Genomic DNA, 26,971 nt, shown 5'->3' on the forward strand with positions numbered 1-26,971 from the left:
AGCGCCGCAATGCTTCCGCGCGCGGTCATCTTCATAAGTGACGTTCCGTCCTTCCTGGGTCGCGGACACTCCGCTGCCCTGGATGAACGATCCCGCCGGCGCTTTCCCGGGGCTTGGAGGGGAAAGTTCCCCCATACGACCTAATTCGCGGCCGTACGGGGGCCCTCCCTTTACGCCGCGCCTTTACGGACGCCGCTCACAGCCGGGGGTCGACCGGCTCCGACTCCAGCGCGAGCACCGCGAACACCGGCTCGTGGACCCGCCACAACGGCTCCCCCGCCGCCAGCCGGTCCAGCGCCTCCAGACCGAGCGCGTACTCGCGCAGGGCGAGCGAGCGCTTGTGTCCGAGGAACCGGTGGCGCAGCGGCTCCAGCCGGCCGGGACGGGCGTACTCCGGACCGTAGATGATCCTCAGGTACTCGCGCCCGCGGACCTTCAGCCCGGGCTGGACCAGCCGGCCCTTCCCGTCCCGGGCGTACGCCCGGAGCGGTTTGACGACCATGCCCTCGCCGCCCTCGGCCGTGAGCCGCAGCCACCAGTCGGTGCCCGCACGGACGGACTCCTCGTCGCCGGTGTCCACGTACACGCGGCGGGTCCGGCGCAGCAGCGGGCCGCCGGTCCGCTCGTCGGCGTCCGCGAGCCGGTCCAGCCAGGCCAGCTGCTCGTCGTGCGGTACGGCCGCCAGGGACCGGCCCGCCGCCGCGAGCAGCTGGAACGGCGCGAACCGTACGCCGTCCAGCCCGTCGGTGGTCCAGCAGTAGCGCCGGTACGCCTCGGTGAAGGCGGCGGCGTCGGCGGCCCGCCCGCGCTGGCGCTCCAGCAGCGCCCCGGTGTCCACGCCCCTGGCCGCGGCCGCCTCCAGGGCGGCGACGGCCGCCGGGAGGACGGTACGGGAGGCGGCGCCCACGGCCGCGTACTGGTTGCGCAGCAGGCCGGTGGACTTCAGGGACCAGGGCAGCAGTTCACCGTCGAGGAGCAGCCAGCCGGTGCCGAGCTCCTCCCACAGCCCCGCCCCGTCGACCGCGGCACGCAGCCGGGCGAGGAACTCCTCGGTGACCTGCCGGTCCGGGAAGAAGGGCCGGCCGGTACGGGTGTAGAGGGACCCGGTGGAGCCGTCCTCGACCCCGAACCGCTCGCGGGCCACGTCCGCGTCCCGGCAGAGCAGGACGGTGGCGCGGGACCCCATGTGCTTCTCCTCGCACACCACCCGGCCGATGCCGTCGGCCCGGTACTGGGCGAATGCCTCGGCGGGGTGCTCCAGGAAGGGCCCGCCGGCACGGTCCTCCTCCTGGGAGGCGGCCGTCGGCGCCATGGTCGGCGGCAGGTACGGCACCAGCCGGGGGTCCACCGCGAAGCGGCTCATGACCTCCAGGGCCGCGGCCGCGTTCTCCTCGCGGACGCCGATGTTGCCCAGGTGGCGGGTCTCCACGACCCGGCGGCCGTGGACGTCGGAGAGGTCGAGCGGGCGCCCCTCGTGGCCTGCGGGCACCTCGGCGGCGAGCGGCTTGACCGGCTCGTACCAGACCTTCTCGGCCGGTACGTCGACCAGTTCGCGCTCGGGCCAGCGCAGGGCGGTCATCCGGCCGCCGAAGACGGCGCCGGTGTCGAGGCAGATGGTGTTGTTGATCCAGGCCGTGTCCGGGACGGGGGTGTGGCCGTAGACCACGACCGCCTTGCCCCGGTAGTCCTCGGCCCACGGGTAGCGCACGGGCAGGCCGAACTCGTCGGTCTCGCCGGTGGTCTCCCCGTAGAGGGCGTGCGCGCGGACCCGGCCGGAGGTACGGCCGTGGTACTTCTCGGGCAGCCCCGCGTGGCAGACGACGAGCCTGCCGCCGTCGAGGACGTAGTGGCTGACCAGACCGGCGATGAACTCCCTGACCTCCTGCACGAACTCCTCGCTCTCGCGGGAGAGCTGCTCGACGGTCTCGGCGAGGCCGTGGGTCTGCTGGACCTTGGAGCCCTTGAGGTAACGGCCGAGCTTGTTCTCGTGGTTCCCGGGCACGCACAGGGCGTTGCCGGAGCTGACCATGCCCATCACCCGGCGCAGCACGCCGGGGCTGTCGGGGCCCCGGTCGACGAGGTCGCCGACGAAGACCGCGGTGCGGCCCGCGGGGTGGACGCCGTCCTCGTAGCCGAGCTCGGCGAGCAGGGTCTCCAGCTCGGAGGAGCAGCCGTGGACGTCACCGATGATGTCGAAGGGGCCGGTGAGGTGCGTGAGGTCGTTGAAGCGCTTCTCCAGCACCACTTCGGCGGAGTCGGCCTCCTCCACGGTGCGCAGGACGTGCACCTTGCGGAAACCCTCGCGCTCCAGGCCGCGCAGGGAGCGGCGCAGCTCGGAGCGGTGCCGCTGGATGACCCGGCGTGGCAGTCCCGCCCGGTCGGGCCGGGCGGCGTTGCGCTCGGCGCAGACCGCCTCGGGCATGTCGAGGACGATCGCGATGGGCAGGACGTCGTGCTCGCGGGCCAGGCGGACCAGCTCGCGGCGGGACTCCCGCTGGACGCTGGTGGCGTCCACGACGGTGAGGCGGCCGGCGGCCAGCCGCTTGCCGGCGATGTGGTGGAGGACCTCGAAGGCGTCCTTGCTGGCGCTCTGGTCGTTCTCGTCGTCGGCGACCAGGCCCCGGCAGTGGTCGGAGGAGAGGATCTCGGTGGGCTTGAAGTGCTTGCGGGCGAAGGTGGACTTGCCCGATCCGGTGGCGCCGATGAGGACGACGAGGGACAGGTCGGTGACGGGAAGTACGCGGTGGCCCGCGCGCTCGGTGGTGGTGCTCATGCTGCCTCGGCCTCCTTCGGGCTCTCGGTGGCGGTGGTGAAGACGGCCATCTGGGTCGGCGCCCCCACCTCGGGGTCCTCGTCGCCGACGGGCACGTGGACGACGCTGTAGCCGTACCGGACGGCGACGCGGCCGGCCCAGGCGCGGAACTCCTCGCGGGTCCACTCGAAGCGGTGGTCCCGGTGGCGGACGTGTCCGGCGGGCAGGGACTCCCAGCGCACGTTGTACTCGGCGTTCGGGGTGGTGACGAGGACCGTGCGGGGCCGGGCCGCGGCGAAGACGGCGTGCTCCAGCGCCGGCAGCCGGGGCAGGTCCACGTGCTCGATCACCTCGCTCAGCACGGCCGCGTCATAGCCGGCCAGCCGCTTGTCGGTGTAGGCGAGCGAGCCCTGGAGCAGCCGGACCCGGGAGCTCTGGCGCTCCCCCATCCGCTCCAGCCGCAGCCGCCGGGCGGCCGTCGTCAACGCCCGCACCGACACGTCGACGCCGACGATCTCGGTGTACGCCGGGTCCTTGAGCAGGGCCTGCACCAGCTGTCCCTGGCCGCAGCCGAGGTCGAGCACCCGCTGGGCGCCGGCCTCGCGCAGCGCGCCGAGGATCGCGTCACGCCGTCGCACGGCGAGCGGCACGGACCGCTCCAGCGCGTCCGGAGTCCCGTCGGCCGTGTCCGCGGCGGCGTCCGCGGTGTCGTCGACGGGGCTGTCGTCGACGGCGTTGTCGAGCTCCTCGGCCTCGCTCCCGTCGGCCTCGGCCAGCCGGGCCAGCTCCAGGCGCTCCATGGCCTCCTGCGTGAGGCGCTTGTGGCGGGCCAGGTAGCGGGCGGTGATGAGCGCGTGCTCGGGGTGCGCGGGCAGCCAGCCGTCCCCGACGCGCAGCAGCTTGTCGACCTCGTCGGGGGCGATCCAGTAGTGCTTGGCGTCGTCGAGCACCGGCAGCAGTACGTACAGCTGGCGCAGGGCGTCCTCCAGCCGCAGCCGGCCCTCCAGCACGAGCCGCACGTAGCGGCTGTCGCCCCACTCCGGGAACCGCTCGTCCAGCACGACCGGGCCGGTCTCCACCCGCTCCCAGCCCAGCGGCCCGAACAGGCGGCGCACCAGCTCCGGGCCGCCCCGGGCGGGCAGCACCGGGACCTCGATCCGCAGCGGGAGCGGGTGCCCGGGCAGGTCGGGCCGCAGGGCGCACTGGCCCTTGAGGGCGGTGCGGAAGACCGCGCTCAGCGCCACGGCGAGGAGCGAGGAGGCGGCGTACGGGCGGTCGTTGACGTACTGGGCGAGGGCGGCGTCGGGCGTTCCGCCCGACCCCTTGCCCTGACCGCGCCGCACGAGCGCGACGGGGTCCACCTCGAGCAGCAGCGCGACCGTGCACCGCTCGGCCGTGGCCTCGGGGTAGAACACGTGGGCGGTGCCGTGCGAGGTGGAGAACGCCTGCGCCTTCCCGGGATGCTTGTGCAGCAGGAATCCCAGGTCAGTGGCCGGATTCTCCGTCGTGCCGGTGGTGCTGATCGTCAGGAACATGCGCTCCAGCATGACCTGGGCGGCATCGCCGGGGCGAACGGATTTCCGGGGATCAGTCGTCGGACGGGCCGGGATCACGCGTGCAGATGTGACCGGACGGGCAGGCGGAGCATCCCTTGACCCCGGCGAGCTCGGCGACGGCCCCGAAGAGTTCGCGGGCCCGCTCGACGGTTCCGACGCCTTCGTGCCGGGCGAACTCCTCCGGGTCGGCCTCGGTGCCCTCGGCCATGCGGGACCTGATGAAGGCCAGGGCGGCGAACTCGTCGAGGCTGATGTCACCGGGGTACGCGGGGACGCAGACCTTCGGGACGAGCGTCTCCTCCGGGGAGTCGGCGAACACCCAGGGATCGCCGGGGCGTTCGGGGCGCTGGGCGACGATCCGCAGGAGTGTCGCCTCCGTGCCGGTGTCCACGAGGACGCCGCCGTGGGCGTGCAGTTCGTGCAGGCTCCTGCGGACCTGGTCGCCGGCCGGGTCGGCGCCGAGCATCTCCGCGGCCACGCCGACCGGCAGCGGCGCGACCGTGTCGCCCTGGCGCAGCAGGACGGTGCCCTCGTCGATGGCGACGTCGAGGTGCACGGCCTGGACGGGGATGCGGCCCGGGTAGAAGGCGCGCAGGCGCCCGAGGCGGCGTACGAGGCCGACGGCGTCCGGGGACAGGCGTGGGTCGTCGGCGGCTTCGGCGGACTTCGGGTCGACCCTGAGCCACTCGTCGTAGCCGGGGGGCTGCAACTGCTGGAGCGTGTACTGCGCCTGGCGGCTGCGCCCCGGCTTGTTGGGCTTCCTGCGTCCCATGGGGGTTCCTCTCGCCCGTAGGGGGTGTCGGACCCTGCACAACGACCGGGTCCGGCCGAGGTGCGGCGGCCGGACCACCCCCTGAGGTGATTCGGCCACCGTCCTGCGAGCACCTCCATGGGGCGTCGTGCGTTCAGCGCTGCTTGGGAATGTTGAGCGGGCGGCCGATGTGCCAGTGCGGTTCGCTGCCGCTGTACGGGCACAGGTAGGCGATCCGCTCGTGCTGCCACGGCTGGATCCGGTTCATCTCACTCGCGGCCCGTTCCGCCGCGGCCTCGTTCGCGAACTGCTTCTTCTCCCCGCACGCCCTGGAGCGGGTGATGCGGCGCCTGGCGGCGGCGCCCGTCCTGCTGGTGCGCTTCATCTCTCCTGCCTATCCCAGCGGCAGCCGACCAGAAAGGGCGTTCACCCGATCGAGTGACAGTCGGCCGCAGGCCCTTGCCTGGCCGCGTCACGGGTCCCGGAGCCCGGCTCCCGGAACCCGGTCCCGGTCAGGCCGGCTGGGCGCCGAGGGCGGCGATGCCGTCCGGGCCGATGCGGCAGCAGCCGCCGATGAGGCGCGCTCCGGCCGCGCGCCAGGCCCGGACCGGCCAGGGGGCCGGAGTGGCGGGGGCGTTCCAGCTGCCGGCCGCCGCGTCCCAGACGGAGCCGTCGTTCGGGTAGGCCACCAGCGGCTTCGCGGTGACGGACGCGGCGGCCTCCAGGGCGGGCAGCACATCGGCCGGATCACAGCAGTTGACGCCGACCGCGATCACCTCGGGCGCGGCAGCCGCCAGGGCGAAGGCCTCCGCGAGGGGCTGGCCGGCCCGGGTGCGGCCGCCCGCGACGGTGTAGCTGAGCCAGGCACGGGCCCCCGTCCCCGCCAGCACCCGCAGCAGGGCCTCGGCCTCCATGGCGTCCGGGACGGTCTCCAGCGCCAGCACGTCCGGGCCCGCCGCCAGCAACGCCCCGATCCGGGGCCGGTGGAAGGCGGCCAGCTCCCCCACGCCCAGCCCGTACCGTCCGCGGTACTCGGAGCCGTCCGCCAGGACCGCCCCGTAAGGGCCCACCGAGGCGGCCACCCAGACCTCGTGGCCGGCGGCCCGCGCCGCGCCGCCGGCCACCCGCACGCTCCGCTCCAGCAGGGCGGGGTCCTGCCCGACCTGGTAGCTCGCGGTGATCAGCACCTCGGCCCCGGCCCGGACGTACGCCGTGTGGGCGGCCGCCACCTGGTCGGGGCGCTCGGCGAGCACCCGGCCCGTCCACATCCCCCCGGACAGGTCGCAGCCCTGGTCGGCGAGCTGGTTGCTCAGCCCGCCGTCCAGGAGCACGACCCTGCGGGCCAGGGCTTCGGCGAGCGGGCCGGTCGCACGGGGCATGGTTCCACGGTCCCCTATCCGAGCTGGGGCAGCACCCGGGCGGAGATCAGCTCCAGGTGGTCCAGGTCGTCGAGGTCGAGGAGCTGGAGGTAGGCGCGCGAGGAGCCGATGGCGGAGTAGGTGCCGAGCTTCTCCACCACCTCGTCCGGGGAGCCGGCCAGGCCGTTGGCCTTGAGCTCGTCCACCTCGCGTCCGATGGCGGCGGCCCGGCGGGCCACCTCGGCGTCGTCCTTGCCGACGCACACCACCAGGGCGTTGGAGTAGACGAGTTCGTCCGCCTTGCGCCCGGCCTCGGCGGCTGCCTCCCGGACCCGGGCGAACTGCCTGCGGCTGTCCTCCACCGAGGCGAACGGCATGTTGAACTCGTCGGCGTACCGGGCGGCGAGGCGCGGGGTGCGCCGCGCGCCGTGCCCGCCGATGAGGACGGGCACCTTGGCCTGGGCGGGCTTGGGGAGCGCCGGGGAGTTCTCCACCTGGTAGTGGACACCCCGGTAGTCGAAGGTGGCGCCGGGCTCGGTCGCCCACAGCCCGGTGACGATGGCCAGCTGCTCCTCCAGCCGTGCCATCCGCTCCGCCGGGAAGGGGATCCCGTACGCCTTGTGCTCCTCCTCGAACCAGCCCGCGCCCAGGCCCAGTTCCACCCGGCCGCCGGACATCTGGTCGACCTGCGCCACCTGGATCGCGAGGACGCCGGGCAGCCGGAAGGTACCGGCCGTCATCAGCGTGCCCAGCCGGATCCGCTTCGTCTCGCGGGCCAGGCCCGCGAGGGTGATCCAGGCGTCGGTGGGGCCCGGCAGGCCGTCGGCGGAGCCCATCCTCAGGTAGTGGTCCGAGCGGAAGAACGCGTCGAAGCCCAGGTCCTCGGTGGCCTTGGCGACGGTCAGGAGCGTGTCGTAACTGGCGCCCTGCTGCGGTTCGGTGAAAACGCGGAGATCCATGCTCCCCATCCTGCCCCGACCACCCCTGCCGGGTGAATCCGCGTCAATCGGGAGACCCGCCCCCCGCCCCGCCAGTGACCAGCGGCGATGGAGATCGTTGGCTCGGACGGAGCCGGACCGCCCGGCCCGCGCGCCGGCGGCCTCCCGCCGATGCGTCCACCGCCCCCTTCCGCACCGGAAGGGCCAGGGCCGAGGAGGCCGCCATGTCCCACGAGTCCGTGCCAGAGCATCCAGGACAGACCGGACAGGCAGCACGCGACGACGCACGCCAGGAGCCCGAGGCGCCCGCCCGGGGCGGGGCGCCGAAGGGCCTGTTGCAGCAGATGGAGGAGCTGATGGCGGCGCTGAACGCCGACCTCTCGCAGCTCGACGCCGACCTCCAGCACTCCGCGGACCGTACTCCCCCGGCGGCTCCCGGTACCCGCGCGTACGAGGGCGAGCTCCGCTCGGACCGGTCCCGCTGACCGCGCGGGGGTCCCGTCGCCCGCGCCGGGACCCTCAGCCGCGGCCCCCTTCCGGCGGCGCGGCTCCTGCCGCTCACTCCCGGCTCAGCCGACTCCCGAAGCCGGACCCCGCTCCGGCACGAACGTCATCCGGCGCAGCAGTGCCCGTACCCGGTCGCTGGACTCGTCCGCCGCGTCGATCGACTCTATGCACTGCCAGTACAGGCCCTCCTCGTCCGTCGCGCAGGCGACCCCGACCAGGGCTATGCCGACCTCGCCGAGCAGCTCCTGGAGCCCGAGCAGCGTCTGCCGTACGTCGGCCACTCCGCTCAGCTGCGCCGCTCTCGGGGGCTGTTCGGGCGGTCTCCCCTCACCGAGCAGGGCCGCCCGGTCCACGACCCCGCAGCCCCTGCCGCCGGCTTCCCCCAGTCCCCGCGCCTCCGCCCTCAGCTCGGCCGGCCCGCTGACGGCCAGCCAGCTCCCGATGCCCTGCGCGAGCGCCTGGGCCTGCCAGGCCTCACCCACGATGCCCCATGCCGCCCCGCTCCGTGCCAGCGCGTGCCGGCCGGCCGCGATGAGCCGTACCGCATCCATATGCCGTCCCCCGTCCGCACGACATCCCCTCATGCTTCACTACCCAGAGTGAAGCCAGCGAGCCAGTAAAGCCAGGGGTATTCGGAAATCTGTGGACACAAACATGGTTGTGGACGACGCCATCACTCCGAAGAGTGACAATCTGGTGTCGAAGTCCCGGTTACCGGGAAGCGGTGTTCGTTCCTCTCGATCTTCGCGGCCAGCGCATCCAGCACATCCACCCCGAGAACCTCACAGAACTGCAGCAGATACGCCATCACGTCGGCGACCTCGTCGGCCACTCTGTGTGCGCTTTCGGGCTCTTCCATGACCGCCGCCGACTGTTCCGGCGTCAGCCACTGGAAGATCTCGACCAGTTCGGCGGCCTCCACGCTCAGCGCCACGGCCAGGTTCTTGGGCGTGTGGTACGGGGCCCAGTTCCGGGCGGCCGCGAAATCGGCCAGCCGTCGCTGGAGTTGGTAAAGGCGTTCGCCTTGCTGGTGAGCGGGCCCGTCGTCCGTGGGTGCGGCGTCGTTCATGGGGACAGGTCTACCACTGAGACGCCCGGGAGTCCCCGTCCGGTTCCCGCGGTGTCCTCGCCGACCGCCGCCACCAGCCGGATGTGCCCGCGACCGCCGGACAGCAGGGCCAGGCGCAGCAGTTCGGCGGCCTGCCGGCGGTCCAGTCCCCGGTCGAGGCCGTCGGCGAGGACGGTGAGGGCCTGGCGGGCGGAGAGCAGTTCGGCGGCCGGGTCCACGGCCAGCACGCCGGGTCCGGTGAGCAGGACGAGAGCCAGCGCCAGGAAGCGCAGCTCCCCCGCACCGAGGCGGTCCAGGCCGGTGGCGGGGAGGGCGGGGCCCCGGTCCAGTACGGCGGCGACGAGGCCGGTGCCGTCGGGGGCGGCCCGTACGTCGAGCCCGGCCACCGGTCCGGCGCATCCGGCCCGCGCCGCCGCGGCGAGCAGCGCGTGGCGGGTGCCGCATTCGTGGCGGGTCCGGCGCAGTACGTCGGCCAGGTTGCCGCAGTCGGTGCGCAGCCGGCCCTCCCCGGGCGGGACGGGCGCCCGCATCCGGCCGGGACGCGGATCGCAGGGGAAGACCGCCCGCAGGGCGACCACCACCTGCTCGGCGGCGGCCAGCACCCGCCGCTGCCCGGCCGTGGACCCGGCGACGCGCAGCGGCAGCAGGCCGGTCCCGAGCCGGTCGTCGGGCAGCTGCGCTCGGGTCACGCCGACGGTTCCGCCGGTGAACCAGGCGGCCTCGACGGTGCGGCGGCGCGGGTCGCGCAGGGCGGTGGTGAGGAGGATCCGGCCGTCCTGGGAGAGCCGTTCGCCGGCGATGCGCAGCACGGGCTCGGCCTGGACGGCGAGGTCGAGGCGGACGGGGCCGGTCGGGCCGTCGACCGTGCAGCCGAGGTGGAAGCCGCGCCGCCCGCCGGGGCCGGGCCGGGCCCGTTCGGGCACCCGGGCCCGCGGGTCGGGGAAGGCCTCGCTCAGGGTGGTTCCGGAGGCGAGCTGGGCCAGCGCCCGGTAGGCGGCCAGGGCCTGGGACTTGCCGCTGCCGCTGGGGCCGGTGAAGAGGGTCACGGGGCCCAGCGGGAACACGGCCGCCCGGTGCGTCCCGAAGGCGGACAGCCGCAGCTGCGTGACGGCCGGGCGGGGTGGGCCGGCGTCGGCGGGAGCGCCGCCGGAGGCGGTGGCTCCGGCGGGGCGCGGCGGCGTGCCGGAGCGGGTGCCGCGGGCGGGGTGCGGGCGTAACGGGCTGTCAGCGGTCTCGTCGCTCGGGGGCGTACCGGTCGGGGCGGCGGCGGGCGTACCGGTCGGGGCGGCGGCGGGTGCACCGGGCCTCGTCGTGTCCAGGGTGGCGTCCATGGCCGGACGGTACGGTCCGCCGGGCGGGCCGGGTGACCGCCGAACCGTTCCGCCGCCGCGACCTTCCTACGATCGGGGGACGGCCGCCGCCGCGATCCCCTCCACCTCGGTGCCGACCGGCGCCAGCAGGAAGACGTTGCGGTCGACGCGGTGCATGCCGCTGCCGAGGCCGAAGACCACGCCGCTGCTGAAGTCGAGGATCCGCTTGGCCACTTCGCTGTCCGCGCCGGTGAGGTCCAGCAGTACGGGGATCTGCGCGATCAGGTACTCCGCCACCTCCCGCGCGTCGGCGAAGATCTGGACCCGGATCACCACGAAGCGCCGCTGTTCCGCCGCGGCCGGTCCGGGAGCCTTGGGGATGGTGCGGTGGTCCACCCGGGAGGGCCACTCGTTGCGGCTGCGCAGGGGTACCACCTGCGCGAGCCCCTCCCACTGCTCGTCGGTGACGTCGTACCTGCTCACCGGGCCGCCTCGGCCGCGCGCTTCATGTGCATCCACCCATCCTCTCGCGTTTCACCCGTTCAGCCCAACACCGACACGGAGCACGTAGGGTCGCCGCCATGGCCAATGGCGACGAGGTCCGCACGCTACGCGACATCACGGCCGCCGGGCGGCCCCCGCTGCGCGAGGACGCGATCCGCAACCGCGCCCAGATCCTCGCAGCCGCCGAGCAGTTGTTCACCGAGCGGGATCCGCGCAGCGTGACGATGGACCACATAGCCAAGGCAGCGGGGGTCGGACGGGCCACCCTCTACCGCCGCTTCCCCGATCCCGCCTCCGTGGCCGGCGCCCTCCTGGAGGAGCACGAGCGGATCCTCGGCGGGCGGCTCGCGTTCGGCCCGCCGCCGCTGGGGCCCGGCGCTCCTCCGGCGCAGCGGCTGGCGGCCTTCTACTCCGCGGCCCTGGAACACCTGGAGCGCCACCTGCCGCTGGCCCTGGGCATCGGCCCGGGTCCGGCCCGGTTCACGGGCGGCGCGTACCGGCACTGGCGCGCACACGTGCGGGGCCTGCTGGTGGAGGCCGGTGCCGACGACCCCGACGTGAGCGTGGACGCCCTGCTCAGCCCGCTCTCCCCGGAGGTCTACCAGTTCCAGCGGCACACGCTGGGCTTCTCTACCGTGCGGATCGCCGAGACGCTCGCCCGGCTGGGGCGCGGGGTACTCCCCGCCTCACCGATGAGTTAGGTTAGGCATACCTAAGTCAATCTCCGATGAGGGAGAGATCCGCATGCGCCTGCCCGGTGCCCCCGCCGCCACCTCCGCCGCCCGGCCCACCGAGGCCGAGCTGGTCCGCTCCGTCCTGGCCGCCGCCCACTCGATGACGGTGGTCGTCGACGGGGTGCGCCACGAGGTCCGCAACCTGGACGGCGGGGACGTGCTCGGACGGCTGCACCTGCACCCCGCCGCACCCCTGGCCGGGCACCCCGCCCCGCAGCCGGGCACCGGACTCCCCGCCATCCGGCTGGAGTTCACCGACATCGCCCCGACGCCCGTACGCGACCGGGTGCGCGCCCGCGTCACCGTCCTGGGCCACCTGCTGACGCCCTGGGCCGACGAGGACTCCGCCCCCGGGACCACCACCTGCGTGGAGTACGGCCGGGCGGTGCTGGAGACCGCGCGCGGGACCTCGTACATCGGCCTGGAGGAACTGGACGGGGCGTGGCCCGACCCGCTCGCCCCGTACGAGGCGGGCATGCTCACCCACCTCCTCGACGACCACCCCGAGCTGGTGACCCTGCTGCTGCGGCTGGTACGGCCGCGGCCCTCGGCCGCCGTCGTGCGCGCGCTGCCGCTCGCCCTGGACCGGTACGGGATCACCCTGCGCCTGGAGGAGCGCGCCGGCCACCGCGACGTGCGACTGCCCTTCCCCTCCGTCCTCGACGACGTCGACCAGGCGGGTGCCCAGATCCAGGCCCTGCTCAGCGCGGCCCGGCGGCGCTCCCACCGCAACTCGCTCCCGGCCTGAGGGCCGCCCGGGCCGCGTTCCCGTCCCCCTGCCGGGTGTGGCGGTTGGCGGGGCGCGGCAGACCGTAGTGCTCGCGCAGGGTGCTCCCCGTGTACTCGGTGCGGAAGAGGCCGCGGGCCTGGAGGACCGGCACGACGTGGTCCACGAAGTCGGTGAGGCCGGTGGGCAGGACGGGCGCCATGATGTTGAAGCCGTCGGCGGCGCCCCGGGTGAACCACTCCTCCAGCTGGTCCGCGATCTGCTCGGGGGTGCCGGCGAACACCCGGTGGCCGCGGCCGGCGCCCAGGCGGGCGATCAGCTCGCGCAGGGTGAGACCGTCGCGGCGGGCGATCTCGGCGACGAGCGTGAAACGGCTCTTGTTCCCGTTGATCTCCCGCTCCTCGGGGAGTCCGGGCAGCGGGCCGTCGAGGTCGGCGCCGGTGAGGTCGGTGCCGAGCATCCCGGACAGCTGGGCGAGCCCGTACTCGGGGACCTGGAGGTCGGTGAGCTCCTGCTCCAGTGCCTTCGCCTCGGCCTCGGTGGAGCCGATGACGGGGGCGATGCCCGGCAGGACCAGCAGTTCGTCCTCGGTACGGCCGTAGCGGGCCAGGCGGGACTTGAGGTCCTTGTAGAAGGTCTGGCCGTCGGCGAGGGTCTGCTGGGCGGTGAAGACGGCCTCGGCGTACCGGGCCGCGAACTCCTTCCCGGACTCGGACGAGCCGGCCTGCACGAGCAGCGGGTGACCCTGCGGGGAGCGGGGCACGTTGAGCGGGCCCGCGACGGAGAAGTGCTCGCCGCGGTGCGCGGCCGGATGCAGCTTGTCGGTGTCGGCGTAGACGCCGCGCTCCTTGTCGAGGACGATCGCGTCGTCCTCCCAGCTGTCCCAGAGCTTGGTGGCGACGTCGAGGAACTCGCGGGCGCGGTCGTAGCGCAGGCCGTGCTCCAGGTGCTCCTCGCGGTTGAAGTTGCGGGCCTCGTCGACGGTGCCGGAGGTGACGATGTTCCATCCGGCGCGGCCGCCGCTGATGTGGTCGAGGGAAGCGAACGTGCGGGCGAGGTGGTAGGGCTCGTGGAAGGTCGTGGAGGCGGTGGCGATCAGGCCGATGTGCTCGGTAACGGCGGCGATGGCGGCGAGCAGGGTGATCGGCTCGAAGCCGCCGAGGGCGTTGTGCCGGGCCTTGCCCCAGAGGGCGAGGCCGTCCGCGAAGAAGACCGAGTCCAGCCGTCCGCGCTCGGCGGTGCGGGCCAGCTCCTGGAAGTAGCGCGGGTCGGTGATGCGCTCGGGGCTGCCGGCCGGGTGCCGCCAGGCGGCGTCGTGATGGCCGGAGTTCATCAGGAAGGCGTTGAGGTGGAGGGTGCGGGCTGCGGGCATGTCTGTTCCCTGGGTCGGGCGAAGGGGCGGGGGCGGGGCGGCTCGGCGCGTCAGGCGGGGACGCGCCAGAGGCTGAGGCGGCGTTCGACCGTGACCAGGAGCTGGTTGAAGGCGACGCCGATCGCCGAGATCGTGACGATCCCCGCGTACATCTGCGGAATGGCGAAGTTGAACTGCGAGGCGTTGACCAGGTATCCGAGCCCCGCCTTGGCGCCGATCATCTCGGCGGCCACCAGGACCAGGATCGAGACCGCTCCCGCCAGCCGGATGCCCGTGAAGACCGCCGGTACGGAGGCCGGGAGGATCACCTTCTGGAAGAGGCGGGGCGTCGACAGGTCCATCGACCGGGCGAGCCGGACCAGGGTGGGGTCGGCGTTGCGGACGGCGCTGATGGTGTTCAGCAGGACGGGCCAGACGCAGGCGTAGACGACGATCGACACCTTCGAGGTCTCCCCGATGCCGAGGAGCAGGACGAAGACGGGCAGCAGCGCGAGGGCCGCCGTGTTGCGGAAGATCTCCAGCAGCGGGCCGAGGAAGGCGGCGACGGGCCGGTACCAGCCGATCAGCAGCCCGAGCGGGACCGCCACCGCGACGGCGATGACGAAGCCGCCGAACGCGCGGGTGAGGCTGGCCCGGACGTGCTCGCCCAGCTGCCCGTCGCCGAGCAGCTCCCACCAGGCCCGGGCCACCTCGCTGACCGGGGGCAGGAAGGTGGCGTCGACCAGGCCGAGCCGGGGCGCGGCCTCCCACAGCGCGAGCAGGGCGAGGACGGCCGCCGAGCGGAGCAGGCCGGCCCGCAGCCACCGCAGGACGGCCGCGGCCCGGGCCGGACGGCGGGCGGCCGCGGGCGGGGCGGGGACGGCCGGGAGCCCGTCCGGCGCGGGGGCCGTGGGGGTGGGGGCCGGCGGGGCCGGTGCCGGGCGCGCGGGTCCTCGTACCTCCGGCTCGGGACGGGCCGGGGCGGGGGTGTCGGTGCTCATACGGCGGCTTCCTCCTTCTCCAGTTGCCGGGCGCGGGCCACCTCGTCGTGGAGCAGGCCCCAGATCTCGTGGCGGTAGCGGGCGAACTCCGGGCTGGAGCGCAGGTCCTCGCCCGTCGCCCCGGCGAGCCGGTCGCCGAGGGAGACGGGGACCACCTCCTTGACGCGGCCCGGGCGGGAGGTGATGACGGCCACCCGCTGCCCGAGGTACACGGCCTCCTCGATGCCGTGCGTGATGAAGACGACCGTCTTGCCGGTGCGCAGCCAGATGCGCCGCAGCTCGTCCTGGAGGGACTCGCGGGTCTGCGCGTCCAGCGCGGCGAAGGGCTCGTCCATCAGCAGCACGTCCGGGTCGTACGCCAGCGAGCGGGCGATCGCGACCCGCTGGCGCATGCCGCCGGAGAGCTCGTGCGGGTGCCGGTCCTCGAAGCCGGCGAGGCCGACCAGGTCGAGGAACTCGCGGGCGCGGTCCTTGCGCAGCCGGCGCGGGACGCCGGTCGCCTCCAGACCGAACTCGACGTTGCCGAGCGCGGTGCGCCAGGGCAGCAGGGCGTACTGCTGGAAGACGATGCCCCGGTCCAGGCCGGGCCCGGTGACGGGCTCGCCGTCGAGCAGGATGCGTCCGGAGGTGGGGCGGGTGAGCCCGCCGAGGAGGTCCAGCAGGGTGGACTTGCCGCAGCCGCTGGGGCCGACGACGACCAGGAACTCCCCCGCGCCGATCTCCAGGTCGATGCCGTCCAGGGCGGTGAACTCGCCCGCGCCGCCCTTGACCGGGAACTTCTTGGTCACCGCGTCGAACACGATCTTCGTCATGCCGGTTCAGCCCTTCCCGAGGCCGTTGAACTCGTTGGTGTAGAGGCCGGCCGCCTTGAGCCCGCCGGGCTTGATCTCGCCGCGCTTGCCGAGCCAGTCCAGCCAGAGCTGGAACTCCCCGTCCTCGATGCGGCCGTAAGGCCCCGCCACCCCGTAGGAGCGCCAGAACCGGAGCGTCGAGGTGTCCTCGTTGCGGCCGCGCCTGCGGACGATCTCGGTCTGGCGGGCGATGACCTCCTCGCGCGGTGTGGTGCGCGACCACTCGATGGCCTTGCCGACCCCGGTGACGAAGGTGCGGACCGTGTCCGGGTTCTCCTTCACGAACCGCCGGGTCATCACGTACGAGCCGGCGCTGAACCGGCCGAGCAGGTCGTAGTCGCTGAACAGCGGCCTGATCCCGCCCGCCGCCAGGGCCTTGTCGCGCAGCACGCCGCTGAGCACGCCCACCTCGATCTGCTTCTGGCGCAGCACCTGCTCGGTGTTCACGGGCGGCACGACCAGGGCCTCCACCTTGGCGGCCTCGGCCTGGGAGACGCCGTTGCGGCTCAGGTAGATGTCGAGGAGCGCCTGGGAGTGCGCGCCCAGGGTGTTCATGCCGACCTTCTTGCCGAACAGGTCGCGGGCGGAGCGGACCGGGCTGTCCTCCAGGACGTAGTAGCCGCTGTAAGCGTCCTGGTCGACGCCGTAGTAGGAGATGACGGAGGTGATCGGGGCCTTGCTCGCGGCGAGTTTGACGATGGCGCCGTTGAAGGCGCCGCCGAAGTGGATCTGGCCGGTGGCGGCGGACTGGATGTCCTGGGGGCCGCTGATGGTGTTGCCGACCCACTCCAGCGTGAGGCCCTCCAGGTAGCCGAGGTCGGCGGCCAGCTCGGGGAGCGTGACGGCGCCGACGTTGCCCTGGTACTTGAGGGTGGTGACCTGGCCGCCGGAGCGGCGGCCGCCTCCGGTGGCGGTGGCCGTGCCGCAGCTCACCGCCGCCGCCGAGATGCCGAGCAGGGTGAGGAACTGGCGCCGGGAGCGGGTGGTCGTGGCGGGTGCTGCGGGCATGGCGGGGTCCTTGGGTGACGGGGCTGCTGGTTACGGGGTGGCGGTGAGGGCGGCGGCTTCGGCGGTGTGGCCGCGCAGGGCGCCGGCGAACTCGTCGACGGCCTGGAAGAGGTCCAGCTCCGCCTCGGGCCGCAGCCGGTCCGGGCCGGCTCCCCGTTCGACGGAGGAGTCCAGGACGAACCGCCCGGCGGTGACGTGCCGGGCGCCGAGGGCGGCGAGGACCGGGCGCAGGGCGTAGTCGAGGGTCAGTACGTGGGCGAGGCTGCCGCCGGTGGCGAGGGGCAGGACCGTCTTCCCGGCCAGGCCGTCCTGCGGGAGCAGGTCGAGGAAGGCCTTGAGGAGGCCCGTGTACGAGGCCTTGTAGACCGGGGTCGCGATGACCAGGCCGTCGGCCGCGGCGACGGCCTCCAGGGCGCGGCGGATCTCCGGCTCGCCGCGCCGGGCCGAGAGCAGGTCGGCGGCGGGGAGGGTGCGTACGGGGAGGCGGGCGGTCTCGAAGCCGGCGTGCGACAGGCGCCACAGCACGTGGTCGGCGACGACGTCGGTACGGGAGTGGGCGGAGGGGCTGCCGGTGAGGGCGAGCAGTCTGGGCGGCACGGGGTGCTCCGTTCTGGCGGTCAGGCGGTGGCGATGGAGGCGGCGGTGGCGGTGGTGGAGGCGCCGGAGGCGATGCCGAACGAGGGCTCCGGGACGGCTTCCGGGCTGATCAGGCGGGAGGGCACCCCGTCGGGGCCGACCGGGACGTCGCCGTCGACGGTGACGCGGCGCAGGACGCGCTCGTGGTCGTCGGAGTCGTCGACGCCGTAGTGCTGGGTGGCGCGGTTGTCCCAGATGGCGACGTCGCCGGTCCGCCACTGCCAGCGGACGGTGTTCTCGGGGCTCTCGACGTGGGCCTGGAAGAGGTCGAGGAGGGCGCGGCTGTCGCGGCCGGTGAGCCCCTGGATCCGCTGGACGAAGTTGCCGAGGAGCAGGGTGCGTTCGCCGGTCTCGGGGTGGACCCGGACCACCGGGTGTTCGGTGAGGAAGGCCGTCGAGGTGAACACCTCGCGGTACTGGGCGAGGGCCTCGGGAAGGCCGTCCGGCCGCAGGGCGGCGTAGTCGTACTCGTTGGAGTGGAGGGCGCGCAGGCCGTCGGCGAGGGCGCGCAGCGGCTCGGGTAGGTGGGCGTAGGCGGTGGCGGTGTTGGCCCAGAGGGTGTTGCCGCCGTACGGGGGGACGGTGACGGCGCGCAGGACGGAGAAGGCGGGGTAGGCCGGGACGAAGGTGACGTCGGTGTGCCACTGGTTGGCGCGGGCCCCGTGGTGGGAGTCGATGCCGAGGGCGTAGCGGCCGTCGGCGGAGGGGACGGTGGGGTGTGCGACGGGCGTGCCGAGCAGCCGGGCGAAAGCCTCGTGGCCGGCCTCGTCGAGGTGGTCCTGGCCGCGGAAGAAGACGACCTTGTGGGTGAGGAGGGCGGCGCGGATCTCGGCGACGGTGGTGGCGGCGAGCTCGCCGCCGAGGCGCACGCCGCCGATCTCGGCGCCGAGGCGGCCGCCGAGGCGGGTGACGGTGGGGGTGGGGGTGGGGGTGGTTGCGGTGGGCACGGGGACTCCTCGGAGGTGTGGCGGGTGTCGGGTGGGCGGGCGGAGCGGACACCGGCGGGTGCCGGCTCTGTCCGCAGGGAGCTGCCGGTGGCGCCCTGGGAAGCGGGGCGCGGGGGGAAGGGGGTCGCCGGAGGGCGGGGCGGCACGTCCAGGGGTCCGGCACCGCCGGAACGACTCCGGGCCTTCGGGCACGGCGGAGCGGGGCGGGGCCGGCAGGGCGGCGGAGTACGGGGCAGCCTGGAGTGTCAGGCGCCGGTGCGGGCCGGACAGCGGCCCGGACACGTGCCCGGCGCGGTACGGGAGCCGGGGGTGTGGAGCCGCGGAGCGAGGTGGTCGTTCGCGGTCATGGCTCGGAGCGTGTCAGGGGCCCCGCGGTGGGTCAATCCCCGCCGGAGGGCTCGGGGGCCGGCCGGTGAGCCGCGCTGACCTGGGGTTTCTCCGTGCCGGGCGGCCGGAAACGGCTGGCTGGAATTCATGGCCCCGCAACGCGCCCGCCATGACCGCGGCCGGTGGGGGTGCGGAGGCCGCCGCTGCGCGGGGCCGTCCCCTATCCGCCCTTCCAGCGTTTCCCGGGGCTCCGCCCCAGACCCCGCGCCCCACACGCCGGCGAGGCTGGATCGTGCGGCACGGTGGCGGGCCGGGCCGCACGCCGCACGGCCTGGGCGGGCTCATCTGAGAGGGCGAGATCACATCCGATGGTTCTGGTACCGCCGAGTAGGCCCCCCTAGCATTCGAGCCATGACGGTCCTGCCTGACGACGGGCTCTCCCTGGCCGCCGAATTTCCTGACGCGACACATGAGCAGTGGCAACGCCTCGTCGAGGGCGTACTGCGCAAGTCGGGCAAGGAAGTAACCGGCGAGGCAGCGGAAGCAGCACTGTCCACCACGCTCGAGGACGGGCTCATCACCCGCCCGCTGTACACGGCGCGCCCCGACGCGGACTGTCCCGACACCGGGTTCCCGGGGTTCGCGCCCTTCGTACGGGGCGGTACTCCCGAGGGCAACAGCACCTCGGGCTGGGACGTGCGCCAGCGCATCGCGGGCAGTGATCCGGTACGGGTCAACGAGGCGGCCCTCGCCGACCTCGAGAACGGCACGACCTCCCTGTGGCTGCCCGTCGGCCACCACGGCATCCCGGTGGAGGGTCTGGGCCGGGCCCTGGACGGGGTCTACCTCGACCTCGCCCCGGTCGCCCTGGACGCGGGCGCCGAATACGCCGACGCCGCAAGGGCGTTGCTCGCCCTGTTCGCGGAGCGCGGCACCGCCCCGGACGCCGCCCGCGCCTCGCTCGGCATCGATCCGCTGGGCCACGAGGCCCGCACCGGCGAGGCCCTGGACCCGGCCCCCGCCGCCGAGATCGCCCGTGAGGCGGCGGCTTCCTGGGCGGGCGTGCGCGCGCTGACCGTCGACGCCCTGCCCTACCACGAGGCGGGCGGCTCGGCCGCCGAGGAGCTGGGGCTGTCCCTGGCCACCGGCGTGGCGTACCTCCGCGCCCTGACGGAGGCCGGACTGAGCTCCGAAGCCGCCTTCGGGCAGCTGGAGTTCCGCTATTCCGCGACCGCCGACCAGTTCCTGACCATCGCCAAGCTCCGTGCCGCCCGGCGGCTGTGGGCCCGGATCGCCGAGGCCTGCGGCACTCCCGGAGCGGGCGCCCAGCGGCAGCACGCCGTCACCTCGCCGGTGATGATGACCCGCCGCGACCCGTGGGTGAACATGCTGCGGACCACCGTCGCCTGCATGGCGGCCGGAGTGGGCGGCGCGGACTCCGTCACCGTGCTCCCCTTCGACAGCGAGCTGGGCCTGCCCGACGCCTTCGCGCGCCGCATCGCCCGCAACACCTCGACCGTCCTGCTGGAGGAATCGCACCTGGCCCGGGTGATCGACCCGGCGGGCGGGTCGTACTACGTGGAGCAGCTCACCGAGGAACTCGCCCACGCCGCCTGGGAGTTCTTCCAGACCGTCGAGCGGGCGGGCGGACAGGCCGCCGCGTTGCGTTCCGGGCTGGTCGCCGAGCGCCTCGCGGCCACCTGGGCGGCACGCTCCAAGAAGCTGGCCACCCGCCGCGAGCCCGTCACCGGCGTCAGCGAGTTCCCGCTGCTGTCGGAGAAGCCCCTGGTGCGCGAGCCCCTGCCGACGGTGCCGTCCGGCGGTCTGCCCCGGGTGCGGCGCGACGAGGCGTACGAGGCGCTGCGCGCCCGCAGCGACGCGCACCTGGAGGCCACCGGCGCCCGGCCGCGGATCTTCCTCGCCGCGCTGGGCCCGGCGTCCGCGCACACCGCGCGCGCCACGTTCGCCTCGAACCTCTTCCAGGCGGGCGGCATCGAGCCGGTGCACGACCCGGTGTCCGTGGACGCGGCAGGCGCCGCCGAGGCGTACGCGGCGAGCGGCGCGGACGGCGTGGCGGTGCTGTGCTCCAGCGACGCGCTGTACGAGGAGCAGGCCGGGGCGGTGGCCGCCGCCCTGCGCGGGGCCGGCGCGACGACCGTGTTCCTCGCGGGCAGGCCCGGCACCTCGGCCGGCGCCGTGGACGAGTACGTCTTCGCCGGCTGCGACGCGGTCGCCGTGCTGTCCTCCGTACTCGACCGGATGGGAGTCGCGCAGTGAGCAGCATCCCCGATTTCTCCGAGCTCGCCCTCGGCGCGGCCCCGCGCGGTGCCTCCGAGGACCAGTGGCGGGCGGCGGTGAAGGAGTCCACCGGGGCCGCCGCCGGCGACCTGCTGTGGGAGACCCCGGAGGGCATCGGCGTGCAGCCGCTGTACACCGGGCGCGACCTGGAGGGCCTGGACTTCCTGGGCACGTACCCGGGCATGGCCCCGTACCTGCGCGGGCCGTACCCGACGATGTACGTGAACCAGCCCTGGACGATCCGGCAGTACGCCGGTTTCTCCACGGCCGAGGAGTCCAACGCCTTCTACCGGCGCAACCTGGCGTCCGGGCAGAAGGGCCTGTCGGTCGCCTTCGACCTGCCGACGCACCGGGGTTACGACAGCGACCACCCGCGCGTGACGGGCGACGTCGGCATGGCGGGCGTGGCGATCGACTCGATCTACGACATGCGGCAGCTGTTCGACGGGATCCCCCTCGACAAGATGTCGGTGTCGATGACGATGAACGGCGCCGTGCTGCCGGTCCTCGCGCTCTACATCGTGGCGGCGGAGGAGCAGGGCGTCTCCCCCGACAAGCTCGCCGGGACCATCCAGAACGACATCCTCAAGGAGTTCATGGTCCGCAACACCTACATCTATCCGCCGAAGCCCTCGATGCGGATCATCTCGGACATCTTCTCCTTCACCTCGCAGAAGATGCCGCGCTACAACTCCATCTCGATCTCCGGGTACCACATCCAGGAGGCGGGGGCCACGGCCGACCTGGAGCTGGCGTACACCCTCGCGGACGGGGTGGAGTACCTGCGCGCGGGCCAGGGCGCCGGCCTGGACGTGGACGCGTTCGCGCCGCGCCTGTCGTTCTTCTGGGCGATCGGCATGAACTTCTTCATGGAGGTCGCGAAGCTGCGCGCCGCTCGCCTGCTGTGGGCGAAGCTGGTCCGGCAGTTCGACCCGAAGAACGCCAAGTCGCTGTCGCTGCGCACGCATTCGCAGACCTCCGGCTGGTCGCTGACCGCGCAGGACGTCTTCAACAACGTGACGCGTACGTGCATCGAGGCGATGGCGGCGACCCAGGGGCACACCCAGTCGCTGCACACCAACGCCCTCGACGAGGCCCTGGCGCTGCCGACGGACTTCTCGGCGCGCATCGCCCGCAACACCCAGCTGCTGCTCCAGCAGGAGTCGGGGACCTGCCGGTCGATCGACCCGTGGGGCGGCAGCGCGTACGTGGAGAAGCTGACGTACGACCTGGCGCGCCGGGCCTGGCAGCACATCCAGGAGGTGGAGGCGGCCGGCGGGATGGCGCAGGCCATCGACGCGGGCATCCCGAAGCTGCGCGTGGAGGAGGCCGCCGCCCGTACGCAGGCGCGGATCGACTCCGGCCGCCAGCCGGTGATCGGCGTGAACAAGTACCGGGTGGAGAACGACGAGCAGATCGACGTCCTCGTCGTCGACAACTCCTCGGTGCGCGCGCAGCAGATCGCCAAGCTGCGGCGGCTGCGCGAGGAGCGCGACGAGGCGCGTACGCAGGACGCCCTGCGCGCGCTGACGAACGCCGCCGAGCGCGGCGCCGGCCAGGGCCTGGAGGGCAACCTGCTCGCGCTGGCGGTGGACGCGGCGCGGGCGAAGGCGACCGTCGGTGAGATCTCGGACGCACTCGAGAAGGTGTACGGGCGGCACGCGAGCCAGATCCGTACGATCTCGGGTGTGTACCGCACCGAAGCAGGCGAGTCCCCGTCCGTGGAGCGCACCCGTGCGCTCGTCGACCGGTTCGAGGAGGCGGAGGGCCGCCGTCCGCGCATCCTGGTCGCGAAGATGGGCCAGGACGGCCACGACCGCGGCCAGAAGGTGATCGCGACGGCCTTCGCCGACCTGGGCTTCGACGTGGACGTCGGCCCGCTGTTCCAGACCCCGGCGGAGGTGGCCCGTCAGGCCGTCGAGGCGGACGTCCACGTGGTGGGCGTCTCGTCGCTGGCGGCCGGCCACCTGACCCTCGTCCCGGCGCTGCGCGAGCAGCTGGCGGAGGAGGGGCGCGAGGACATCATGATCGTGGTCGGCGGGGTGATCCCGCCGGCCGATGTCCCGACGCTGCTGGAGATGGGCGCGACGGCGGTCTTCCCGCCGGGGACGGTCATCCCGGACGCGGCCCACGACCTGGTGACGCGGCTGGCCGCGGATCTGGGCCACGGGCTGTAGGCGGCGCCGGGTATGCCCCCGAAGATCGACATCGAGGTGTACGCGAAGGGCGTGCTCGACGGGAAGCGCGCGCACGTCGCGCGTGCCATCACCCTCGTCGAGTCCACCCGGGCGGACCACCGCGTCCTGGCGCAGCGGCTGCTGACGGAGCTGCTGCCCCACACGGGCAGGGCGCGCCGGATCGGCATCAGCGGGGTGCCGGGGGTGGGCAAGTCCACCTTCATCGACGCGTTCGGCTCGATGCTGACGGGCCTCGGGCACCGGGTGGCCGTCCTCGCGGTCGACCCGTCCTCGACCCGTACGGGCGGCTCCATCCTGGGTGACAAGACCCGGATGGAGCGGCTCGCGGTCGACCCGGCGGCCTTCGTCCGGCCGTCCCCGTCGGCGGGGACGCTGGGCGGGGTGGCCAGGGCCACGCGCGAGTCGATGATCGTCATGGAGGCGGCGGGCTACGACGTGGTCCTCGTGGAGACGGTCGGCGTCGGCCAGTCGGAGACCACGGTGGCCGGCATGGTGGACTCCTTCCTGCTGCTGTCCCTGGCCCGTACGGGCGACCAGTTGCAGGGCATCAAGAAGGGCGTCCTGGAGCTGGCCGACGTCCTCGCGGTGAACAAGGCGGACGGCCCGCACGAGCGCGACGCGAAGGCCGCCGCCCGGGAACTGTCGGGCGCGCTGCGCCTGATGCACCCGGCGGACGCCGCGTGGACCCCGCCGGTGCTGACGTGCAGCGCGCGGGAGTCGGCGGGCCTGGACGAGGTGTGGAACCGCCTGGAGCAGCACCGGACCGTCCTGGAGACGGGCGGCCGGCTGGCTGCGAAGCGGGCCGCGCAGCAGGTGGAGTGGACCTGGTCGATGGTCCGCGAGGCCCTGCTGGAGCGGCTGCGGGCCGATCCCGCGGTGCGGGAGCTGGCTCCCGCCCTGGAGGCGGCCGTCCGGGAGGGCTCCGTCACGGCGACGTCGGCGGCGGACCGCATCCTGGGGGTGTTCGCGGGCGGTTGAGGCCGGGCCGGGGCCGCCGCCGCGTCACCGGCCGAGGCCGTGCCGGTACACGGACAGGAGCGACGGGGTCTTGCCCCTGCACTCCAGAAGTACGGGCCCCGGCAGCCGCTCCGCGCCGCGGACGCGGTCCCGGTCCGTCGAGACGGTGACCTCCCTCAAGCCGGACAGCCCGGCCAGGGGCGCGAGGTCGAGGTCGCCCTCCGCGGTGACGTCCCCGCGGAACGTGCATGCCTCAAGCCGGGGAAAGAGCTCGGGAATGCGGCGGACGGCCGCCCGCAGGCCCCTCTCCCCGTTCCGGCAGTCGACCGTCAGGCGGGTGAGGTCCGGCAGGGCCGTGTCCGCCGGCAGGACGTCGAACGCCGAAGCCGACACCTGGAGGCTGTCGAGGCCGAGGGCCGCCGGGACGGCGTGCGGTTCGAGATCCGGCCGGACGTCGAGGAGGGCGAGATCCTGGACCGGCAGACCGCCGAGCGCGGACAGGTCCGTCAGGTCCCGGCAGCCGACGACGCTGAGCGACCTCAGGGCTGACTGCCCCGCCAGGAAGTCCAGATCCGACACGGTCGCGCCCTGGAGCGCGATGTGCGTGGGGCTGCGGCGGCTCAGGAACTCGGCCAGGGCTTCCGGGGACACCCCGCCCCTGATGTCGAGACCGTGCACCGTGAGGCCCAGGCGGTCCAGGTGGCGGACGTGCTCGTCCGACCGGACGGTGTACAGGAGGTCGGCCGGGTCCAGGTGCGCGATGACCTGGTCCGCGTAGTCGGCTCCGCCGAACCGGGACCAGGCCCACATGAGCTGGGAACGCACCATCAGGGAGGGGTGTCCGGCGAACTGCGCTAGAAAGGGGACCGCGGCGTCCGACGCGACGTGCGAGGCGGCGACCACCACGTAGTACGCGTCCGGTCGGTCGAGCTCCGCCGGGCCGGGGAGGAGGCCCAGGACCAGCGGGCCGGCCTCGGCCAGGGCGCGGGCTTCTTTCTCGTCGCGCGGCGGGATGAGGGTGGCCGTGCGCGCCTCCACCTCCGCGCGGGTCCCGGGAGCGAGCGTGGTCGCGTGTTCCAGGCAGGCCGCGGCCAGGAGGTAGACGCGGGCCTTGGTGCGCCGGTCGGTGGCGCCGTCGCCCACGGCGAGCAGGTCGCGGAAGACCGTCACGCGTTCGGCGGGCCGGGCGAGCGCGACCGCCATCCGGATGACGTCCTCCCACTGGTCGTCGGCGGCGCGAGCGGTCAGCAGGCCGAAGTCGCCGTCCTCGACGGCGGCGCGGGCGCCGAGGAAGTCCTGGAAGGTGCGGTGGACGAAGTCGACCGTGCCGGGGGCCGGTTCGCGGAGCAGGCCGCTGCGCTGGAGGAAGTGTTCGAAGACGGCGGGCGCCTCCCCCAGGGCCGCCGCCTCCGGGACGGCGGGCAGGGCGCGGGCGATGATGTCCTCGGCCCGTGAACGGTCCATCTCGGTGCGGCCGTTCTTGATCAGCCAGTACGCGAGCCGCTGGAGCAGGTCGAGCTGCGGCTCCTCGCGGAGGTCCGGGACCCGCAGGTCGCGCTCGCGGTCGCGCCGGCTCAGCAGCATGGACAGCGCGGCCTCGTACAGGTCCTTGCGGCCGTGCGGGAGGTAGCCGCGCCGGTCGCGGTGGAGGGCGCAGATCAGGCCGCACATGAGGGGGTTGGTGGCGAGGCGGCCGAGGTCGGGCTTGAGGCGGACGGCTGTGAGGAGCTGGGCCTCGTACGCCTCCAGTTCCTCGTCCTGGTCCGTGCCCTGGCGGGCGGCCGCGTGCCAGCGCCTGATGAAGGTGGCGATCTCGGCGGGGCCCATCGCGGAGAGCGTCAGCTCGGTGAAGCCGTCCTCGGCGAGCCAGTCCGTGCCGACGGCGGAGGGGCGGGAGGTGACGAGCCAGCGGTTGTCGCCGTCGTACAGGTCCATCAGGTCCCGCAGCCAGGTGCGCGCGCGTTCGCGCTCGCGGTCGGGGACCTCGTCGATGCCGTCGATCAGGACCAGGCCGCGACCGGAGGCCAGGACGCGGTGGGCCCAGCCGTCGGGCTGGCTCCCGCCGAGCGGGCAGCCGGCGGCGGTGAGGAACTCCCGGGGTTCGGGGAGCCGTTCGCCGTGGCGGGTCAGCGTGCGCAGGGGCAGCACGAAGGGGATGCGGTCCTCCAGGTACGCCATCTGCGGCGGGAGGTCCTGGCGGGCGGCGGACACGGCCAGCCGCTGCACGAGGGTGGTCTTGCCGGAGCCGGCCTCGCCGCGCAGCAGGACCCGGCGGCTGCCGGCCAGGGCCCGGTCGGCGCGGTCCGGGCCCTCGCCGATCGCTCGGAGGATCCACTCGGCCCGGTCGGGGTCGACGGGGCCGTCGATGGCGAACACGCCCGAGGGCGCGCCGGCTTCGGCATCGGAGTCCAGGTCGCTCGCCGCAACCATCCGCATCCCCGGCCGCGCCGTCACCTCCAGGCTCAGGTACGCCGCGTCCAGTGGCCACCGGGTCGGGGAGTTGCCCAGGTCGATTCCGTAGATGGTGAGCTTCGCGTGCCTGCGCGCCACGTACGGCAGGTACTCCTCCTCGAACGCCGCGTCCTGAGCCCCGGGCAGCGGGTCGCGGCGGATCAGTTCGTCCACCTTGGCGGTCAGTTCCGCGATGCCCCGGGTCTGCGCCACCAGGGCGCGGGCGACGAAGGTGGAGCGCTGCGTGAAGAAGTGCAGGATGTGCAGGCAGGCGGCTTCGAGGAGGCGTTCGTAGAAGTACGTGCCGTCCGCGCTCAGTTCCCGTTCGGGGCGGCCGGCGGCGCGGCGCAGTTCCCGGGCGAAGTCGGCGGCCCCGAGGCGGACCCCGTCCACGTCGCTGAGGGTGAGGTCGCCGAGGGCGTGCAGGGTGGCGGCCAGCGCGTCGGCCACCGCGTGCTGTTCGTCGGCGGCGATGGGGCGTTCGCCCGTGCGCAGGGCCTGACGGACCAGCTTGGCGGCCAGCGTGCGCAGATCGGACTCCGTCAGGGAGCGCTTCTCGCCGGTGAAGGAGACGTATCCGGAGATCCGGACCGGCTTGTCGACGAGGCCCGCCCCGGGGCCTTCGGTGACGAAGAGCTTCTTGACGAGCGGGCCGATGGCCGCCGAGGCCAGTCGGATGCCGATGATCCCGGGCTCCATGTCTGCGTCCCCCCGCGACGTCGTGTCCGTTGCAGGGATCC

At 73.9% G+C, this 26,971-nt stretch carries 23 protein-coding genes; 6 read left to right on the plus strand and 17 right to left on the minus strand.

Annotated elements, in window-relative coordinates; all coding sequences use genetic code 11:
• Positions 1 to 196: 196 nt before the first annotated feature.
• From ACZ51S_RS19065 to ACZ51S_RS19090, 6 genes are all read right to left on the minus strand, one after another.
• Complete coding sequence (locus ACZ51S_RS19065) at positions 197 to 2,773, minus strand: polynucleotide kinase-phosphatase (RefSeq protein ID WP_468802770.1); 2,577 nt, start codon at positions 2,771 to 2,773, stop codon at positions 197 to 199.
• Positions 2,770 to 4,287, minus strand: a complete 1,518-nt coding sequence (locus ACZ51S_RS19070) for a 3' terminal RNA ribose 2'-O-methyltransferase Hen1 (protein ID WP_468802771.1) — start codon at positions 4,285 to 4,287, stop codon at positions 2,770 to 2,772. The genes ACZ51S_RS19065 and ACZ51S_RS19070 overlap by 4 nt, the downstream gene beginning before the upstream one ends.
• A 52-nt stretch (positions 4,288 to 4,339) precedes the next feature.
• Positions 4,340 to 5,080, minus strand: a complete 741-nt coding sequence (locus ACZ51S_RS19075) for a hypothetical protein (RefSeq protein WP_468475367.1) — start codon at positions 5,078 to 5,080, stop codon at positions 4,340 to 4,342.
• Between the two features lie 133 nt (positions 5,081 to 5,213).
• Positions 5,214 to 5,444 carry a hypothetical protein gene (locus ACZ51S_RS19080; RefSeq protein ID WP_388938431.1) on the minus strand — a complete coding sequence of 77 codons (231 nt, stop codon included), beginning with the start codon at positions 5,442 to 5,444 and terminating at the stop codon, positions 5,214 to 5,216.
• Positions 5,445 to 5,571: 127 nt separating this feature from the next.
• Positions 5,572 to 6,438: a homocysteine S-methyltransferase gene (gene mmuM / locus ACZ51S_RS19085; protein ID WP_468802772.1), complete on the minus strand. Its 867-nt coding sequence runs from the start codon at positions 6,436 to 6,438 to the stop codon at positions 5,572 to 5,574.
• 14 nt (positions 6,439 to 6,452) lie between these two features.
• Positions 6,453 to 7,376 (minus strand): LLM class F420-dependent oxidoreductase, encoded by a 924-nt coding sequence (locus ACZ51S_RS19090; protein WP_468802773.1) that lies wholly within the window; start codon positions 7,374 to 7,376, stop codon positions 6,453 to 6,455.
• A 203-nt stretch (positions 7,377 to 7,579) separates the two neighbouring features.
• Here ACZ51S_RS19090 and ACZ51S_RS19095 point away from each other — a divergent pair, with 203 nt between their 5' ends.
• Positions 7,580 to 7,840 carry a hypothetical protein gene (locus ACZ51S_RS19095; RefSeq protein WP_468475364.1) on the plus strand — a complete coding sequence of 87 codons (261 nt, stop codon included), beginning with the start codon at positions 7,580 to 7,582 and terminating at the stop codon, positions 7,838 to 7,840.
• Positions 7,841 to 7,924: 84 nt separating this feature from the next.
• On the opposite strand, the gene ACZ51S_RS19100 is transcribed toward ACZ51S_RS19095, so the two are convergent.
• The 4 genes from ACZ51S_RS19100 to ACZ51S_RS19115 form a co-directional block, all read right to left on the minus strand.
• On the minus strand, positions 7,925 to 8,413 hold the full coding sequence (locus ACZ51S_RS19100) for a DUF6099 family protein (protein ID WP_468475363.1): 489 nt from the start codon (positions 8,411 to 8,413) through the stop codon (positions 7,925 to 7,927).
• Between the two features lie 122 nt (positions 8,414 to 8,535).
• Positions 8,536 to 8,931, minus strand: a complete 396-nt coding sequence (locus ACZ51S_RS19105) for a nucleotide pyrophosphohydrolase (protein ID WP_468475362.1) — start codon at positions 8,929 to 8,931, stop codon at positions 8,536 to 8,538.
• Entirely contained in the window at positions 8,928 to 10,262 is a 1,335-nt protein-coding gene (locus ACZ51S_RS19110; RefSeq protein ID WP_468802774.1) for an AAA family ATPase, read from the minus strand. Before ACZ51S_RS19110 ends, ACZ51S_RS19105 begins: the two co-directional genes overlap by 4 nt.
• A gap of 66 nt (positions 10,263 to 10,328) precedes the next feature.
• On the minus strand, positions 10,329 to 10,724 hold the full coding sequence (locus ACZ51S_RS19115) for a cell division protein SepF (protein WP_388938420.1): 396 nt from the start codon (positions 10,722 to 10,724) through the stop codon (positions 10,329 to 10,331).
• Positions 10,725 to 10,822: 98 nt separating this feature from the next.
• Here ACZ51S_RS19115 and ACZ51S_RS19120 point away from each other — a divergent pair, with 98 nt between their 5' ends.
• Positions 10,823 to 11,446: a TetR/AcrR family transcriptional regulator gene (locus ACZ51S_RS19120; protein ID WP_468885767.1), complete on the plus strand. Its 624-nt coding sequence runs from the start codon at positions 10,823 to 10,825 to the stop codon at positions 11,444 to 11,446.
• Positions 11,447 to 11,489: 43 nt separating this feature from the next.
• Positions 11,490 to 12,227: a DUF2470 domain-containing protein gene (locus ACZ51S_RS19125; protein ID WP_468802776.1), complete on the plus strand. Its 738-nt coding sequence runs from the start codon at positions 11,490 to 11,492 to the stop codon at positions 12,225 to 12,227.
• Here ACZ51S_RS19125 and ACZ51S_RS19130 read toward each other — a convergent pair.
• The 6 genes from ACZ51S_RS19130 to ACZ51S_RS19155 are packed head-to-tail and all read right to left on the minus strand — an operon-like array spanning position 12,181 to position 18,000.
• On the minus strand, positions 12,181 to 13,578 hold the full coding sequence (locus ACZ51S_RS19130; RefSeq protein WP_468802777.1) for an LLM class flavin-dependent oxidoreductase: 1,398 nt from the start codon (positions 13,576 to 13,578) through the stop codon (positions 12,181 to 12,183). The genes ACZ51S_RS19125 and ACZ51S_RS19130 overlap by 47 nt on opposite strands.
• A gap of 50 nt (positions 13,579 to 13,628) precedes the next feature.
• A complete protein-coding gene (locus ACZ51S_RS19135; RefSeq protein WP_468475357.1) occupies positions 13,629 to 14,558 on the minus strand; it encodes an ABC transporter permease in 930 nt (309 codons plus the stop codon).
• Complete coding sequence (locus ACZ51S_RS19140) at positions 14,555 to 15,370, minus strand: ABC transporter ATP-binding protein (RefSeq protein ID WP_468475356.1); 816 nt, start codon at positions 15,368 to 15,370, stop codon at positions 14,555 to 14,557. The genes ACZ51S_RS19135 and ACZ51S_RS19140 overlap by 4 nt, the downstream gene beginning before the upstream one ends.
• Positions 15,371 to 15,376: 6 nt before the next feature.
• Positions 15,377 to 16,417 (minus strand): ABC transporter substrate-binding protein, encoded by a 1,041-nt coding sequence (locus tag ACZ51S_RS19145; protein ID WP_468475355.1) that lies wholly within the window; start codon positions 16,415 to 16,417, stop codon positions 15,377 to 15,379.
• Positions 16,418 to 16,447: 30 nt separating this feature from the next.
• Positions 16,448 to 17,014, minus strand: coding sequence for an NADPH-dependent FMN reductase (ssuE, locus tag ACZ51S_RS19150; RefSeq protein WP_468475354.1), 567 nt, complete (start codon positions 17,012 to 17,014; stop codon positions 16,448 to 16,450).
• A gap of 20 nt (positions 17,015 to 17,034) precedes the next feature.
• Positions 17,035 to 18,000, minus strand: coding sequence for a TauD/TfdA dioxygenase family protein (locus ACZ51S_RS19155; protein ID WP_468802778.1), 966 nt, complete (start codon positions 17,998 to 18,000; stop codon positions 17,035 to 17,037).
• A 738-nt stretch (positions 18,001 to 18,738) separates the two neighbouring features.
• On the opposite strand from ACZ51S_RS19155, the gene ACZ51S_RS19160 reads away from it, so the two are divergent.
• From ACZ51S_RS19160 to meaB, 3 genes are read left to right on the plus strand one after another with little or no spacing between them, the layout of a single operon-like run.
• Positions 18,739 to 20,604: a methylmalonyl-CoA mutase family protein gene (locus ACZ51S_RS19160; protein WP_468802779.1), complete on the plus strand. Its 1,866-nt coding sequence runs from the start codon at positions 18,739 to 18,741 to the stop codon at positions 20,602 to 20,604.
• A complete protein-coding gene (gene scpA, locus ACZ51S_RS19165) occupies positions 20,601 to 22,802 on the plus strand; it encodes a methylmalonyl-CoA mutase (protein WP_388938413.1) in 2,202 nt (733 codons plus the stop codon). The genes ACZ51S_RS19160 and scpA overlap by 4 nt, the downstream gene beginning before the upstream one ends.
• 12 nt (positions 22,803 to 22,814) lie before the next feature.
• Positions 22,815 to 23,801, plus strand: a complete 987-nt coding sequence (gene meaB / locus ACZ51S_RS19170) for a methylmalonyl Co-A mutase-associated GTPase MeaB (RefSeq protein WP_468802780.1) — start codon at positions 22,815 to 22,817, stop codon at positions 23,799 to 23,801.
• Positions 23,802 to 23,825: 24 nt separating this feature from the next.
• On the opposite strand, the gene ACZ51S_RS19175 is transcribed toward meaB, so the two are convergent.
• A complete protein-coding gene (locus ACZ51S_RS19175; protein ID WP_468961514.1) occupies positions 23,826 to 26,930 on the minus strand; it encodes an NACHT domain-containing protein in 3,105 nt (1,034 codons plus the stop codon).
• Positions 26,931 to 26,971 lie beyond the last annotated feature (41 nt).

The organism is Streptomyces sp. NPDC034043 (assembly GCF_055575675.1).